The organism is Desulfurellaceae bacterium (assembly GCA_021296095.1).
Classification (GTDB): Bacteria; Desulfobacterota; Binatia; order Bin18; family Bin18; genus JAAXHF01.
Genome location: JAGWBB010000061.1, coordinates 1 through 14108, shown reverse-complemented (window position 1 = coordinate 14108; position 14108 = coordinate 1). Strand labels below are relative to the sequence as shown.

Genomic DNA, 14108 nt, shown 5'->3' with positions numbered 1-14108 from the left:
CCCCACCCAGAGGAGGATGTGGCCATGCAAGAACAGCACGACATCACGATTGCCCCCCGCCCTCAGCCAGCGTCCCGGCCGACCCGGCAGGAGTCAAACGGCGGCCCCCGTTTTCATGTCTATACCGAATCGAGCCTGGACAAGATTCCCCAGATCGAGCGGCTGTCGGCGGACGAGCGTTTCAATATGCAGGTCGTCGCCAACGTCTTGCCCTTTCGGGTCAACCCCTATGTCCTCGATCAGCTGATCGACTGGGACAACATCCCGGCCGATCCGATCTTTCAGCTGACCTTTCCCCAGACCGGCATGCTGGCCCCCGCAGACTTTGAGCGGATGGCCGAGTTGATCAAAGCCAAGGCCGACCGCAAGCTGATCAAGGCGACCGCCGACGACATCCGCCTGGGCCTGAACCCCCACCCGGCCGGACAGCAGGCTCTGAACGTACCGACCCTCGACGGCGAGCCGGTGTCCGGCATGCAGCACAAATATCGCGAGACCGTGCTGTTTTTCCCCACCCAGGGTCAGACCTGTCACGCCTACTGCACCTTCTGTTTCCGCTGGGCCCAGTTTGTCGGCATCCAGGATTTGAAGTTTGCCTCGACCGACGCCGCCCAACTCCACGCCTATCTGGCCGCCCACCCGCAGGTCAGCGACATTCTGTTCACCGGCGGCGATCCGCTGGTCATGAAGACACGCCACCTGGCCGCCTATCTGCAACCGCTGCTGGAAGACGAGTACCGCCATGTGCAAACGATCCGCATCGGCAGCAAGGCGCTCAGCTACTGGCCCTACCGTTTCACCACCGACCCGGACGCCGACGCTCTGCTGGAGCTGTGCGAGCGGCTGGTCAAGGACGGCAAGCATGTGGCGCTGATGGCCCACTATAACCACTGGCGCGAGCTTGAAACCCCGGCTGCTCAGGACGCCATTCGCCGCGTCCGCGACACCGGGGTGGTCATTCGCGGCCAAGGCCCCCTGATCGCCCATATCAACGACGATGCCGGGGTCTGGGCCCGGCTGTGGCGCAAGGAGGTCCAGCTCGGGATCGTGCCCTACTATATGTTTGTCGAGCGCGACACCGGCGCCCGCCGCTATTTCGAGGTGCCGCTGGTCAAAGCCTGGGAGATTTACCGCCAGGCCCTGAGCCAAGTGTCGGGTCTGGCCCGCACCGCGCGCGGCCCATCAATGAGCGCCGGACCGGGCAAGGTCGAGGTCCAGGGCGTGACGGAGATAGGCGGCGAAAAAGTCTTTGTCCTGCGTTTCATTCAGGGCCGTAACCCGGACTGGGTCCAGCGGCCGTTCTTTGCCCGCTTCGACCCCCAGGCCACCTGGCTCAACCACCTCAAGCCGGCCTTTGGCGCCGAGCGGTTCTTTTTTGAGGACGAGTACGAGTCCATGGCCGCCGGCCACATTCCCACGCCGGTCGGGGCAAGCGCGCTGGGCCACTGAGCCGCCGGCCGCTTCATGTCGGCCGATTTTTCGGCTCCGCCGCCGACCTGGGCGCAGATCTTCGGCAATACCAACCCGGTTGAAGTCGAGATCGGCCCGGGCCACGGCTCGTTTTTAAGAGCCCTGGCCCGGCTCCATCCAGAGCGTAACTTCTTTGGCGTGGAGTTTGCCTCCCGGCGCATGTTCCAGGCTGCCCGCCTGCTGGAACGCGACGGGCCATCGAACGTGATTATCATCCGGGCCGACTTCGGCTGTCTGCTCAGGACCCATATTTATCCCGAGTCGGTACAGGTCTATCACCTGTATTTCCCGGACCCGTGGTGGAAAAAACGCCACCACCGACGCCGCATCGTCCAGGCCGACTTCCCCACCTCTCTGACCCGCAGCCTGGTCCCCGGCGGGACGCTGCTGTTCGCCTCAGACGTGCGGCCGTATTTTGAACAGATTGTCGAGCAGTTTCGGGCCGTATCCGATCTCGACCAGTTTGCCTGGCAGCGCGACCATTGCACCCCCAGGGGCAAGCCGATTGTGACCGACTTTGAGCGCAAATATCAGCGCCAGGGCCGGCCGATCTATTACACCGGCTTTCGGAAAAAAGGATAAACCGGCGCTTTCGACTCATTCCCGCGAACGCGAGAGACCGGCACCGGAGATTTCGGAGGGTAGAGTAGTAGGGGCGGGTTTGAAACCCGCCCCTACCCGCCGCATCACACGTTGCAAAAGGGAGATTTCCCGACGCGAGTATCAGAGCGAGCGCGAGCGGCGGCGAGCGATGCTGAGTACACCGGTTTTCGCAAAGGGGGACAGACAGACCGGTGCGTTTAGCCCACCAGGCTCTTGACCCGCTCGGCAATTCTCCCGGCGCTGATGCCGAAGGCGTCCAGCAGCTCGGCCGACTTGCCCGAGCGCGGCACCTCGGTGACCGCCAGCTTGTGGACCTGTATGCCGTGGGTTGCCACCGCGTTCAACACCGCATCCCCCAGCCCGCCGTCGTAGTAGTGATCCTCAACCACAATCAGGGTGTTGTGGGTGTCGCGGGCCGCGCTGAGAATCCCCTCGGCATCCAGCGGCTTGACCGAATAGGCGTCCAGGACGCGGATGTTGATGCCCGCGGCCTGCAAAGTGTCGGCTGCGGACAGGGCTTCGTGCAGGGTCACGCCGGCCGCCACCACCGTCAGTTGGTCCCGGTCGCTGGAGCGCACAAGCTTGCTGCCGCCGACCGGAAACGCCTCGGTGTTGGCGTACAGCACCGGCGTGGCCGGCCGCGAGGTGCGGATATAGGTCGTGCCGCTGAGTTCGGCCGCAGCCGCCACCAGGCGCTCGGCCGACACCGCATCGGACGGATACAGAACGGTCGAATTCGGAATCGCCCGCATCATGGCCAGGTCTTCCAAACCCATCTGCGACGGCCCGTCTTCGCCGATTGACACGCCGCAATGTGAGCCGGCGTAGTTGATGGCAACGCCCGAGATGGCGGCCATCCGAATATGGTCAAAGGCGCGGGTCAGAAACGCGGCAAAGGTCGAAACAAACGGAATTTTACCGCACGCGGCCAGACCCACCGCCGCCCCAACCATATTCTGCTCGGCAATGTAGCTCTCGAAGTAGCGCTCGGGATGGGACTCCACAAAGCGCTCGGCAAAGGTTGAGTTCTTGGTATCGCCGTCCAGAGCCACGACCAGCGGCTGCACCTCGCCCAGCTTGGCCAGGGCCGTGCCGTAGGCCGCCCGGGTGGCGATTTTTTCACCGAGGTCATAGCTCGGCGCGGGCATGGGCCGGGGCGTTACAGCCGGTCTCGCCTCAGACAGTGCAGCCGGCCGGCGAATCGGTGGCGGCGTGCCGTTGCCGGGCACCCGGACTTCTTGCAGGGCCTGATCGAGCTGCTCGCCTTTTGTGAGCGGCTTGCCGTGCATGCCGTCCTTATCCTCGAGAAACGACACCCCCTTGCCCTTGCAGGTCCTGGCCACCAGCATGACCGGTCGGTCGCTGACCTGCTCAGCCTCGGACAAGGCCGCCAGGATGTCTTCGATATTATGGCCGTCGACCACAAAGGTCTGCCAGCCAAAGGCGGCAAAGCGCTGGCGGTAGGCATCGACATCAAACTCGAACATGGTCCGCTGGCTCTGACCGATGCCGTTGACATCAATGATCCCGATCAGATTATTCAGGCCGTAATGGCTGGCCATGGCAGCCGCCTCCCACACCCCGCCTTCGGCCACCTCGCCGTCGCCCAGCAGGACGTACACCCGGTAATCGAGCCGGTCGATGTACTTGGCGTTCAGGGCCATGCCGACCCCGACCGATAGCCCCTGGCCGAGCGAGCCGGTGGCCGCCCCGACCCATGGAATGCGCGGCGTGGGGTGGCCCTCCAGGTCACTGGAGATTTTGCGCAGATCCATCAACTGCTCGACCGGCAGAGCGCCGGCCTCGGCCAGCGAGGCGTACAGCACCGGCGCGGCGTGACCCTTGGATAGCACGAAGCGGTCGTTGGTCGGATTGCTCGGATCGTGGGGATCAAAACGCATGGTTCCGAAGAACACCGCAGCCATCAGTTCGGCGGCCGACAGGCACGAGGTCGGATGGCCCGAGCCGGCCTCGGCGGTCGAGCGGAGGGAGTGAATGCGCAGTTTCTGGGCAACGGCTTGGAGCGCGACAAGAGCTTGGCTCACGATCAGATTCTCCTCAGCAGGGCAAATGCAGGACATTGAGCCCGCCGGCCAGCGGCGGGAAGATGCTCAGCTCCTGCCCGTCAGACAGCGGGGCGTGGGGCTCGACATACACATCTCCCGCAACCAGCAACCCGGCCTGTTCACGCGGGATGTGCAGGGCTTCAACAGCGTCTTGAACGACAGACCCGGCCGGCAGGGTCAGGCTGACCGAGGCCTGCGCTGCGGCCGGGAGGTATTTTTTGAGGGTGGCAAAGAGTTTGACCGAAATGCGTATGGTATCCGCCATCCCGAAAGCCTTGCTCAGGCCGCGTTGGCCGTCCGCAGTCCGCAGAATTCCTCGTAGTCGATCAGCTCGGTAATCTGTGGGTCTTCGCTGCACACCAGGCAGTTCGGGTCGCGGCGCAGCTTGAGCACCCGAATTTCGGTGCTGAGCGTATCAAAGTGAATCATACGGCCGATCAGCGGCGTTCCGACGCCGAGAATCACCTTGAGGGCTTCCAGAGCCTGGACACAGCCGACCAGGCCCGGCAGCACACCCAGCACGCCGGCCTCGGCGCAGCTGGGAGCCATGCCCGGCGGCGGCGGCTCGGGAAACAGACAGCGGTAGCACGGCCCTTCGTCCGGTGAGAAGACCGTCGCCTGGCCCTCGAACTGGAAGATCGAGCCGTCAACCAGAATCTTCTTGGCCATGACACACGCGTCATTGATGAGATAGCGGGTCGGGAAGTTATCGCAGCCGTTGATGACCACGTCGTAGTCCTTGATGATCCGCATCACGTTCTCGGACGACAGCCGTTCCTGGATGGGAATGACGTCGACATCCGGGTTCAGGGCTTGCAGGGTCAGCTGGGCCGACTCCACCTTGGGCATGCCCACCCGGTCATTGGTATGCAGAATCTGGCGCTGGAGGTTGCTCATATCGACCGTATCGTGATCGGCAATACCGATTGTGCCGACCCCGGCCGCAGCCAAATAGTAGGCCACCGGCGAGCCCAGGCCGCCCGCGCCGACACACAAGACCTTGGCGTCCAGGAGTTTGGCCTGACCCTGCTCGCCCACGTCCGGCAGGGTAAAGTGACGGGCGTAGCGGGTAATCTGCTCCTGGGAGAACTGGCGGTCGGCTACCCATTCGTAGCCCGCGTTTTTCCACGCGGTATAGCCGCCGGACATGGAGCTGACGTTCTCATAGCCCATCTCCTGCATCGTCCGGGCGGCGATCAGGGAGCGCACCCCCCCGGCGCAGTAGGCGATGATCGGCCGGGTTTTGTCCGGCAGGGTCTCCTCGACCCGCATCTCCAGAAATCCGCGCGGCAGCGGAATCGCACCCTCAAGATGCCCCTCGCGGTACTCCTCGCGCTCGCGGACATCTAAGACGGCCCAGTCTTCGCCCCGCTCGGTCCGCTCCTTGACCTCATCAATCGTCAGCTCGGGAATAGTCTCACGGGCTTCGTCCATCAGCTCTTTATACGTCTTGGCCATACGTCCCCTCTTACCCGGCTGAGCCAGCTGTGGCTCCTACCGGTCGGCGTCTTGGTAACTTTCCAACATCTGGACCATCAGCGAATCGCGCCCGCCCTCGGCCAGGGTCCGGGAGCGCTGCATCAGGACCTCTTTGCTCTCAATGAAATCCCGGCGGTCATAGCCCCAGATTCGGGGATGGACATAGGTATCCATGCGAATCGCGTCGCACGGACAGGCCTCGACACACATGCCGCAGTAAATGCAGCGCAGGGTGTCGATCTCGTAGCGGACAGGGAACTTTTCGACCTGCGGGTCGGGGTGTTCCCCGGCCTCGATGTGGATGCAGTTGGCCGGACAGGCGGTCGCGCACAAAAAACACGAGGTGCAGCGCACCGAACCGTCTTCTTTGAGGGTCAGGCGATGGCTGCCCCGGTACACATCGGGATAGCGTCGGCGCTCTTCGGGGTACTGAATCGTCGCTGCGGCGCGTTTGTGGGTGGCCAGCCCGACCGCGTGCAGGGCGTGCAAGGCCAGATTGCGCCAAAAATGGGAGGTGGTGACCAGCAGGCCGCGCACAATCTCCGGGAGATACAAACGCTCCCACCACGTCATGTCTTCTTTGCGTTTCATAGCTCCCCCGCCCGGCCACACTATTATGAGGCGGCCGGGCTTTGTCAAGGTGAGTCGGGTGCGGCGAGGCGAACGGTAATGACCGCTTCATTAGGAAGAGACCAGCGCTCACCTCGAGTGTGGACCGGGTTTAATGCATCCGCGACTTGTCGCCCTTGGGCTTGCCCAGACTGGACTCGGTCAGCTTGAAATCGAGGATATCGCGCAGACAGCGGGCTCGCTCGGACAGACCGACGGCTTCGATCAAACTCTGTTTCTCAATCGGCTGAAGCCCCAGGTGAAAGGCGAAGAAATTCACGAAAAAGCCGTCCTCAACCGACGGGTCGGCCAGAAACTTTTCAACATTGGCGCTCTCGGGCAGATAGCGCCTGAGCAGCTCGCGCAGTTCCTGGCGCATGTCCTGGGCCAGCGTAGTTTTTTCGAGCGGCCGCCACTTGACCCGCGCCTGGCGGTAGGCTTTGGTCTGGATTTCCTCCTGCACCTCGTACTCGCGCAAGCCCTGGAGCAGGATATTGGACCGCCCGTCCGGCTGGAGGTCCATACGCGCCATCTCTCCCACACAGCCAATCGCATAGATCGGCGGGTTGCCCTCATAGTTGGCCCGCCAGTCCTCGCCGCGCAGCAGCGACATGCCGATCAGGGACGGCGAGCTGTCATAGGCATCACGCACCATGGCCCGATAGCGCGGTTCAAAAATATGCAGCGGCAGCTGGACCCCGGGAAACAGGACGACGTTGGGCAGCGGAAAGACTGGAATAATATCTGGCAAGTCTGACATACGGAGCCTCCCTTTTACAATCCTGCCTCCGCGCGGCTGATCTGTCGCCGGCTATGCGGTCAGTTCGTGCTGGAGTTTTTGGACAGACGGGCGTTGCCCGAGGCGCTCTATCCAGGCCATGACATTCGTCAGGCTCTCGGGCACGGTCACCCCCAGGGGTGCCAAGACCAGCAGACGCGGGACAAACGCGACATCGGCCAGCGAAAATTCCTGGACCAGGTACTCCTTGCCTTCCAGATGCCGGTCGAGAAACTCCAACACCCGGACGAGGTCTGAGCGGTAGCGCTGAATCCGCTCCTGGTCAATCTGATCGGCCGCTTTCGACAGCTCGGTGGCCAGCACATTGCTCTGGGGAATAAAGGAGTTGTCGGCAAAATCTTCAAACAGACGCGCCTGGGCGCGTTCGTCGGACCCGGTCGGCATCAGGGGCGGATGCGGATATTCGTCGTCCAAATACTCGTTGATGATGGTCGAATCGTAAATCACCTCGTCTTCGTCAATCAGGACCGGGACCTTGCCGTACGGATTGAGACGCAGAAAATCTGCGCTGCGCTGCGCGTTGTTCATCAAATCCACAAAGACCGTCTCATACGAGAGATCCTTTTCTGCCAGAACCAGCTTCACCTTCTGACAGTTCGGACTCTGTGGAAAATCGTACAGCTTTATCATGCCTGTTCTCCTCTCTCCTGGCGTGGTAGTGTAGAAGAAAATATGGGGGCTGGCAATCAAAGAACCGGATCGGAAAGCACTTTTTCCGCTTGGTGTTGTCCACGGCAACGGTTCTGAGCCGCTACAGCTCCCGCTCTTCCGGTACCCTACCCATGCCACCCGTCACGTCTCAGCTGGCCGACCTCAGCGTCGGCGATACCGCCCCGGTCCGTGTCATGGGGGTGCTGAATGTCAGTCCGGAATCTTTCTACGGCGGATCGGTCCACACCCGCCTCGACCGCTTGATCCAGGCTGCCGAACAGCAGGTGAGCGAGGGAGCTGATATCATTGACCTTGGGGCGATGTCCACCGCCCCCTACCTGAAAACCCACATTTCCGAGGCCGAAGAGACCGACCGTCTGGCCCCGGCCATTGAGGCCCTGACCGCCCGGCTCGACGTGCCCGTGTCTGCCGACACCAAGCGGGCCGGCGTGGCCCGGGCAGCCCTGGCCGCCGGAGCCCGGCTCATCAATGACGTCAGCGGCCTGAAACATGACCCGGCCATGGCCGGGTGTGTGGCCGAGGCGGGGGTAAGCGTTGTCCTCATGGCCAGCGAGCCGTCTCCCGGTCGGGGCTCTCCCCCGGGCCGGATTCACACCGCCCTCAACGACAGCTTGGCTCTTGCCCGCCGGGCCGGTATCCCCACCGGCCGCATTGTGCTCGACCCGGGCATCGGATTTTTTCGCCAGCCTCAAATCGCCTGGCACGAGTGGGACTGTACGGCGCTGCGCGAGTTGGGCGGTTTGCGCTCGTTTGGCCTGCCGCTATTGGTCGGCGCCTCGCGTAAGTCGTTCATCGGTAAAATCACCGGCCAGTCCGAGGCGGCCGGACGGCTGGCCGGTTCGCTGGCCTGCGCGGCGATTGCGGTCTACAACGGCGCCCATATTATTCGGGCCCACGATGTCGCGGAAACCTGGCAGACGGTCAGAATGGCCGAGCGTTTGCGGCCGGTCTTGGCCTAGCCCTCAAGCACCGCCAGCAACTCCTCGGCCGATCTCACCAGAAAATCGGGAGCGGATTCGGCCAGCCCTCGGGCGTCAAATCCCCAGCCTACCCCACAGGTCAGAATACCTGCGGCCCGGCCGGTTTGGATATCGATGGACGAGTCCCCGATCAGTACAGTCCGGTCCAGCGGTACCGCACTCAGGCACTGCACATGCCACACGCCGATTGGGTCGGGTTTTGGCTTTGGCAGCGTATCTCCGCCAACCACGACGGTAAAAAACGGCAGCAACTCCAAGCCGGACAGCAGCGCTCGGCTGGCCGCTTGGGGCTTATTGGTGAGCACCGACAAGACTGCGCCACGAGCCGTGGCCGTGGCTAAAACCCGCGTGATACCCGGATACACAACCGACTGATCGACCAAGTGCTGGGCGTAATAGTCCATGAAGACGGCAAAGCCTTCCGCAGCCAGATGGACGTGGGCAGGCCCCAAGACCCGCTCGACCAGCACGCGCGGGCCCTGGCCGATATGCGCGCCGACCTGCTCGACAGACTGGGGCGGCAGGCCGAACCGCTCCAGCATGCGATTTGCCGCAGCGGCCAGATCGGCCCGGGTATCGACCAGGGTCCCGTCAAGATCGAAAATCAGGTGGTGAAAACGGACCATGAGAACAGGGCACGGAAAGGCGTTCCCTGCCCCGAGATGACGTGCGGACCGGTCTCAGCCGTTCTCGGCCTCATCCACCGCAAACGAGGTCCCACAGCCACAGGTGCGCACCGCGTTGGGATTGACAAACCGAAAACCGGCCCCGCTCAGCCCGTCGTGATAGTCGAGCACGGTGCCGTGGACGTACTGTTGACTGATCGGATCGACAAGCAGCTTGACGCCGTCCTGCTCGACAATGACATCGTCCTCGCGGGCACTGGCATCAAGATTTAGGCTATAGGAAAAGCCCGAACAGCCGCCGCCAACGATGGACACGCGCAGCCCGCCCTCGTTGAGGCCCTCTTTTGCCATCGCTTCCTTGATTTTCTGAGCCGCCTCTGGGGTCATGGACAGCGCCGGGCCGCCACTCAGATCGGGCAGCTGGTCGTTGGCACGCGGTAATACTGCATTTGCCATACATCCTCCAGGTCGGTCGCAATTCGCCTGGAGCCAAGATACGTATTCAAGACCCGGGAGTCAATTGCCGGAGTGTCCTCTTCTGTCGCTGGTTGTGGCATGCTAGACTGGGGCATGGGTTTGGAAGACCAGATTCGGCACAAGGCAGCTGCCCTGGGCTTTTCCGAGTGCGGATTTGCCCGGCTCGGCCGGCTGGACCGTGAGGAATTCCTGCGCAGCTGGCTGGCGCAGGGCAACGCCGGGGACATGCACTACCTGGCCCGCCGACCCGAACGACGCCTCGACCCGGCCACCGCGTTTCCGCAGGCCAAGAGCGTCATCTGCCTGGCCTATCCCTACGCCCCGCCGGCCGTGCCCGAGCTGGACTGGCGAACGGAACTGCGCGGTCGGATGGCAGCCTACGCGGTCGGGCCGGACTATCACGACCGCATCGGCGCCAGGCTGCGCGAACTGATCGCCTTCCTGACCGATCTCCGGCCCGGGGTGTGGACTCGTCCGTATGTCGATACCGGCCCGCTGCTCGAACGCGAATGGGCCTACCGCAGCGGTCTGGGCTGGTTCGGCAAAAACACCATGCTGCTGCGCAAGCGGGTCGGCTCGTGGTTCTTCCTGGCCGAGGTGCTGGTCGGCCTGGAACTCGAAGGCGAGGGTCCGACCCAGGACCACTGTGGGCGCTGCACCCAGTGCCTGGACGCCTGCCCGACCCAGGCCCTGGAAGACGGCTATGTGCTCAAGTCGCCCCTGTGCCTGTCGTATCTGACGATTGAGCACCGGGGCGCCATCCCGCTCGACCTGCGTCCCAAGCTCGGCAACTGGATCTTCGGCTGTGACATCTGCCAGGAGGTGTGTCCCTGGAACACAAAGTTTGGCGCGCCCGAGCGCGCGGTCATCGAAAGCCTGTTCCCGTCCCTGCCCGCGCTGATGGTGCTTGACGACGACGGTTTCCGTCAGCGCTTTCGCAAGACTGCGGTATGGCGGACCAAGCGTCGCGGCCTGCTGCGCAACGTGGCAATCGCCCTGGGCAACAGCGGCAATCCCCAAGCCGTCGCTCCGCTGTGCAATGCGCTACGCGATCCCGAAGCGCTGATTCGCGGTCATGCCGCCTGGGCCCTCGGCCAGTTCGATGATCGCGCGGCCAGGACCGCGCTTCAGCACGCTCTGGCCACAGAAGACGATCCCCAGGTCAGGGCCGAGATCAGCGTTGCCCTGGGTGACGCTCCGCCAAGTCTCTTGACCAATCTGCACCAATCTGCTAACCGAAAAAACGGGCGTGTAACACAGTGAGGACGCGGCGGGCTCAGACCCAGAGAGCGAATTGACGACTCAAGGTGAAAAAATAGCTTCCAGTAATTCCTGATTACACGGAATCGGGCTTCCGCCCCGGCAGACTCGGATATCTTCAGGGCGGCACGAGCGCTTAAAGAACTTTTTGCTCTGGTTATTTGAGAGGCCGAGAAGCTGTCGGTGGCAGGGGTCACCGCTATCGCTTTGCGTTTCTTCAATCTGCGTGTCAGACAGCAAACTGGTTGGAATCTGCCAGTACGTAATAGGCTCCCCTACAACACTGGGATAATAGTGTTCGAGGTGTTCGCATATGGGCGTAAGGTGTTCTCGAATGCATTCAAGATCCACAAGCGATATTCCTGTCCCGTCGCTGGAGTTGGTGAAGCATGAACTGCGGAAGCGCTTTGAATTTTTGTCGTATTCTCGTGGATGAAGGAGTCTGATAAGTGCCATCTGTCTAATCTCTGAGCAAGAAGCCTCACCTCTTTCACCGCATTGTCGATCGAGGCGTTTTCTATGTCCTCTATTTCTTGGAAATCAAACCCCTCCCCTTCTTCTACGCAGACGCTGATTTCTTCATTCCGAGAGATTTGAACCTCCACACATCTCTCATCTGCGTAAAAAACCAGGGTCAATGAGCCGTCCACGCCTGGAAACGCATCGGCCTTGAGTCGGAGGGAAGCAAGCTGTCGATAAATCTCCCGCGCTGTATCAAGCGCAGGTAGCTGGGGCGGGATTCCTTCTCCAAATCGCCATCCGTCCGGCAAATCCGACAGCTCTTGGAGCTTCGTCAACAGAGAATCAGGGGAAAGGTCGGAATCAAAGTAGAGAGTCTGAGGGGGTCCCTCCGTATATTTCATGGCTGTCCTTCAGTTCGCTGAGAGAGGGCTTTATTCACGTCGTCTGAGGTCATGATGGTCTGCCCACTTTTCTTTTCAAAGGCATCAATGAGGTGAGAAAGTTTCTCGGCTAAGGACTTTGCCGTTGTGTAGGACATATTCAGGATGGCGACCGGAGAGTTGTCTCGTTCCAACATCACGACGATATCGGCGTCACTGAGTGCATTCATGAATCCGTTTGCGTAGATATGGGGGATGTCCCGAGAAGCGAGGGCTGCTTTTAGTCTCTCCGTAAGCGGTTCCTGTGCCTGCTGCGCCTCTCCCATAAGTCTCTCCTCTCGGTGCATCTGCGGAGTCTGAGAAATTTCAGTCTCCGTTGAATGGTCAGCCGGTAAATCGTTCCTATTCACGGTAAGATATAGCTGCTAATTCTACCCTAGTACGATATTTTTCGTAACCGTTCTGCAAGCAGAAGTCGGTAAACTCCTGAAGTTCCATAACTTTCGTCCAAAAGTTCCCGCACCTCTACGCCTCTCCGCTGCCATGCCTGAGCGATACGCAAAAGGATTGACTCAAAGGGGGTCGGGGGAGCAGGATGGGAGTGGGCCTGGTCCGGGGTTTAAGGAGAGCGTCAGACATCCCACGTCCAGTAAGGAGGCGTCTATGGAAACCGCAGTTGTGTGTTCCGGTCTCTTGGGTTTGTTGATCTTTGGGCTTGGTTTTATGGTTTCGCTCACGCGGGGACAAACCGAAACCAACGCAGGGACAGATGCCGACCCCGCAGACCGCCTGCATAAAATGGTCCGGGCCCACGGCAATGCCGCCGAATACGCCCCCATGCTGGCCCTGCTCATGCTCATCGTGGCCAGGGGCGATGAACTGGCCGGCTGGATGATGTGGACCATGATCCTGGTCACCGCCTGCCGCTATCTTCATGCACTCGGCATGATCATGAGCGCGAGCCTGGAGCAAGCCCATCCGCTGCGCGCCGTGGGAGCGCTGGGCACCTATCTCGGCGGCGTCATTCTGTGCATCGCGGCGTTCATGGCCGGCTAGGAACGGACAGGCCCGGCGGAAGGACGCTCTCCCCTTCCGTCCCTCCATACTCCCGGTCCACTGGCCCGCGCACGTTCGTCGGATAGATGGCATGGGAGTGCCGCTTATTCGACGTTGAGCTTGTCGCCGCGTGCCGGGCTACTGCCCATGCGTGCCTGCGTCGCCATTTTTGAGCCGGCTTCGTAATAGCGCGCGTGCCAGATGCCCGAGTACGGCTCGTCCTCTCCCGGCATCCGCCAGGTCGTGAGCTTGGCTTCTGCCAAGGCCAGCCCGATCAGCGCCCGGGGCTGGTCGATGGTCTCGTTGATATAGTGGTCGGCAGACGCCGCATCCACGTAGCGACAGGAAATACGCCGGTAGAGATCACGCCATTCGTCGTCGCGGCCGACCGGATACAAAATCTCGGCTGTGCCTTCGACCAGGACTTTGCGGTAGGGGCCAGCCTCCTCATCAATCGAAATCGCAACGCGGGGGTCGCGCTGGATATGGGCATAAAAGGCGGAGTATTTGCGCGGGGTGATGATAATCTTGCCCTCCTCACAGATAAACCACACCGGAACAACGCTCGGGCTGCCGTCCTCCTTGAGCGTGGCAATACGGGCCAGGTGTCCTCGTTCCTGCAAAAAAGACGTGACCGCGTCGGGTGTCAGCTTTGGCATACGCGTGTCTCCTTTCGGCGGCCCACCATATCCGCACGCCACACGGGAAGACAAGTCTCGCCCCTCGACTCTGTGGGGGGATCCTGCAACGGCGTTAATAGTGATATGAACGCATAAAACGAACAGGAGGACATGCCCATGAAAGCTGCCGTATTCTATGAACACAACGCCCCGCTCAGCGTCGAAGACATCCAGATCGACGCGCCCAAGCGGACCGAAGTGCTCGTCAAAATCGCCGCCAGCGGCGTCTGCCACAGTGACCTGTCGGTCATGAATGGCAGTATTCCCTTCCCGCCTCCGCCCGCGGTGCGCGGGCACTAAGGCGCCGGCGTGGTCGCGGAGGTGGGCGCCCACGGGACGGCCGTCAAACCCGGCGACCATGTGATTCTGTCGTGGCGGCCGTCGTGCGGTCGGTGTGGCTATTGTGTCACCGGGCGGCCGCAGCTGTGCCAGACCGGCAACCTGGAACTGTTCCAGGGCTACCTGCCGGACGGCACCTCGCGGCTGCAT

Annotated in this window: 18 protein-coding genes; 7 read left to right on the top strand and 11 right to left on the bottom strand. The window is 61.8% G+C overall.

Features of this window, described 5'->3' with window-relative positions; genetic code table 11:
- The first annotated feature begins 24 nt into the window (after nucleotides 1-24).
- Together J4F42_14860 and trmB are read left to right on the top strand one after the other, a co-directional pair.
- Complete coding sequence (locus J4F42_14860) at nucleotides 25-1449, top strand: hypothetical protein (GenBank protein MCE2486792.1); 1425 nt, start codon at nucleotides 25-27, stop codon at nucleotides 1447-1449.
- A gap of 15 nt (nucleotides 1450-1464) precedes the next feature.
- The gene (trmB, locus tag J4F42_14855; GenBank protein ID MCE2486791.1) at nucleotides 1465-2052 is read left to right on the top strand and encodes a tRNA (guanosine(46)-N7)-methyltransferase TrmB; all 588 of its coding nucleotides are present in this window, start codon (nucleotides 1465-1467) and stop codon (nucleotides 2050-2052) included.
- Nucleotides 2053-2270: 218 nt separating this feature from the next.
- Here trmB and J4F42_14850 read toward each other — a convergent pair whose 3' ends face one another.
- The 6 genes from J4F42_14850 to J4F42_14825 form a co-directional block, all read right to left on the bottom strand.
- Nucleotides 2271-4118, bottom strand: coding sequence for a transketolase (locus J4F42_14850; GenBank protein ID MCE2486790.1), 1848 nt, complete (start codon nucleotides 4116-4118; stop codon nucleotides 2271-2273).
- A gap of 13 nt (nucleotides 4119-4131) precedes the next feature.
- The gene (locus J4F42_14845) at nucleotides 4132-4404 is read right to left on the bottom strand and encodes a MoaD/ThiS family protein (GenBank protein MCE2486789.1); all 273 of its coding nucleotides are present in this window, start codon (nucleotides 4402-4404) and stop codon (nucleotides 4132-4134) included.
- 14 nt (nucleotides 4405-4418) lie between these two features.
- A complete protein-coding gene (gene moeB / locus J4F42_14840) occupies nucleotides 4419-5597 on the bottom strand; it encodes a molybdopterin-synthase adenylyltransferase MoeB (GenBank protein MCE2486788.1) in 1179 nt (392 codons plus the stop codon).
- 36 nt (nucleotides 5598-5633) lie between these two features.
- Nucleotides 5634-6209, bottom strand: a complete 576-nt coding sequence (locus J4F42_14835; GenBank protein ID MCE2486787.1) for an NADH-quinone oxidoreductase subunit I — start codon at nucleotides 6207-6209, stop codon at nucleotides 5634-5636.
- Nucleotides 6210-6339: 130 nt separating this feature from the next.
- The gene (locus J4F42_14830) at nucleotides 6340-6987 is read right to left on the bottom strand and encodes an LON peptidase substrate-binding domain-containing protein (protein ID MCE2486786.1); all 648 of its coding nucleotides are present in this window, start codon (nucleotides 6985-6987) and stop codon (nucleotides 6340-6342) included.
- A gap of 51 nt (nucleotides 6988-7038) precedes the next feature.
- Nucleotides 7039-7656 carry a glutathione S-transferase family protein gene (locus tag J4F42_14825; GenBank protein ID MCE2486785.1) on the bottom strand — a complete coding sequence of 206 codons (618 nt, stop codon included), beginning with the start codon at nucleotides 7654-7656 and terminating at the stop codon, nucleotides 7039-7041.
- A 152-nt stretch (nucleotides 7657-7808) separates the two neighbouring features.
- Between J4F42_14825 and folP the strand changes: the two genes are divergently transcribed.
- Nucleotides 7809-8657, top strand: a complete 849-nt coding sequence (gene folP / locus J4F42_14820) for a dihydropteroate synthase (protein MCE2486784.1) — start codon at nucleotides 7809-7811, stop codon at nucleotides 8655-8657.
- Here the strand turns inward: folP and J4F42_14815 are convergent.
- Together J4F42_14815 and erpA are read right to left on the bottom strand one after the other, a co-directional pair.
- Nucleotides 8654-9304 (bottom strand): HAD hydrolase-like protein, encoded by a 651-nt coding sequence (locus J4F42_14815; protein MCE2486783.1) that lies wholly within the window; start codon nucleotides 9302-9304, stop codon nucleotides 8654-8656. The two genes, folP and J4F42_14815, sit on opposite strands and share 4 nt — an antisense overlap.
- A 54-nt stretch (nucleotides 9305-9358) precedes the next feature.
- Nucleotides 9359-9760, bottom strand: coding sequence for an iron-sulfur cluster insertion protein ErpA (gene erpA / locus J4F42_14810; GenBank protein MCE2486782.1), 402 nt, complete (start codon nucleotides 9758-9760; stop codon nucleotides 9359-9361).
- 99 nt (nucleotides 9761-9859) lie between these two features.
- Here erpA and queG point away from each other — a divergent pair, with 99 nt between their 5' ends.
- Nucleotides 9860-11044, top strand: a complete 1185-nt coding sequence (gene queG / locus J4F42_14805) for a tRNA epoxyqueuosine(34) reductase QueG (GenBank protein ID MCE2486781.1) — start codon at nucleotides 9860-9862, stop codon at nucleotides 11042-11044.
- 272 nt (nucleotides 11045-11316) lie between these two features.
- Here the strand turns inward: queG and J4F42_14800 are convergent, their stop codons facing one another.
- Complete coding sequence (locus tag J4F42_14800) at nucleotides 11317-11904, bottom strand: hypothetical protein (protein MCE2486780.1); 588 nt, start codon at nucleotides 11902-11904, stop codon at nucleotides 11317-11319.
- Nucleotides 11901-12209 carry a hypothetical protein gene (locus J4F42_14795; GenBank protein MCE2486779.1) on the bottom strand — a complete coding sequence of 103 codons (309 nt, stop codon included), beginning with the start codon at nucleotides 12207-12209 and terminating at the stop codon, nucleotides 11901-11903. Before J4F42_14795 ends, J4F42_14800 begins: the two co-directional genes overlap by 4 nt.
- A gap of 337 nt (nucleotides 12210-12546) precedes the next feature.
- Between J4F42_14795 and J4F42_14790 the strand changes: the two genes are divergently transcribed.
- Nucleotides 12547-12939: an MAPEG family protein gene (locus tag J4F42_14790; protein ID MCE2486778.1), complete on the top strand. Its 393-nt coding sequence runs from the start codon at nucleotides 12547-12549 to the stop codon at nucleotides 12937-12939.
- A gap of 104 nt (nucleotides 12940-13043) precedes the next feature.
- On the opposite strand, the gene J4F42_14785 is transcribed toward J4F42_14790, so the two are convergent.
- A complete protein-coding gene (locus tag J4F42_14785) occupies nucleotides 13044-13598 on the bottom strand; it encodes a pyridoxamine 5'-phosphate oxidase family protein (protein MCE2486777.1) in 555 nt (184 codons plus the stop codon).
- Between the two features lie 138 nt (nucleotides 13599-13736).
- On the opposite strand from J4F42_14785, the gene J4F42_14780 reads away from it, so the two are divergent.
- Together J4F42_14780 and J4F42_14775 are read left to right on the top strand one after the other, a co-directional pair.
- A complete protein-coding gene (locus J4F42_14780; GenBank protein MCE2486776.1) occupies nucleotides 13737-13919 on the top strand; it encodes an alcohol dehydrogenase catalytic domain-containing protein in 183 nt (60 codons plus the stop codon).
- Nucleotides 13920-13928: 9 nt separating this feature from the next.
- Nucleotides 13929-14108 (top strand): alcohol dehydrogenase catalytic domain-containing protein (locus tag J4F42_14775; GenBank protein MCE2486775.1); only part of this gene is annotated, 180 nt, incomplete at its 3' end.